The sequence below is a fragment of the Psychrobacter sp. 1Y4 genome (assembly GCF_051847555.1).
The window spans coordinates 1-679 of sequence record NZ_JBPYDE010000614.1; the positions used below are offsets into that span (position 1 = coordinate 1).

1 pseudogene is annotated in these 679 nt (G+C 50.1%); it reads left to right on the top strand.

Annotation, left to right across the window (positions count from 1 at the left end):
* Positions 1–679: pseudogene (locus ACS8FC_RS17900) on the top strand (bifunctional [glutamate--ammonia ligase]-adenylyl-L-tyrosine phosphorylase/[glutamate--ammonia-ligase] adenylyltransferase); the annotation flags it as partial.

Genomic DNA, 679 nt, shown 5'->3' on the forward strand with positions numbered 1-679 from the left:
CAGCACTATCGCCACCTGCCAGATAAGCCTGAGCTGCGTGACATCCTGCGCCAACAGCTATTGCGTGTCGAACCCAATGACGAAGAAGAACTGCTAAGCGTATTGCGACTGTTCAAGAAAAACCAGGTATTGGCTGTGGCTGCCAGTGATGTGTTGGCTGAGCGCCCGATCATGAAAGTATCGGACTCATTGACCTATATCGCTGAAGTGGTACTAGAAGCCGCACTAGAGCGTGCGTTTGCAGAGATCGTCAACCGCTATGGCTATCCGATTGGTCAAGATGGTGATCCAGTGACTGAAGCGGAATGTGGCTTTGCGATCATCGGTTATGGCAAGCTTGGTGGATTAGAGCTTTCGTATTCTTCCGACTTGGATTTGGTATTCTTACATAAGATAAAAGAGCAGGGCATGACCACTGGTGAGAAATCGGTGAGTGGAATGAAGTTTGCCGCGCGTCTTGTACAAAAGCTGATGAATTATCTCAATACTCAGACACGAGATGGTAGGGCATACGAGATCGACATGCGTCTGCGTCCGTCGGGCAACGCTGGCATGATGGTGGTATCTTGTCATGCTTTTGAAACCTATCAAATGGACAAAGCGTGGTCATGGGAGCATCAGGCATTGGTGCGTGCTCGGGCGATTTGTGGTGACAGACGAGTGACTGCGCGCTTTTGTG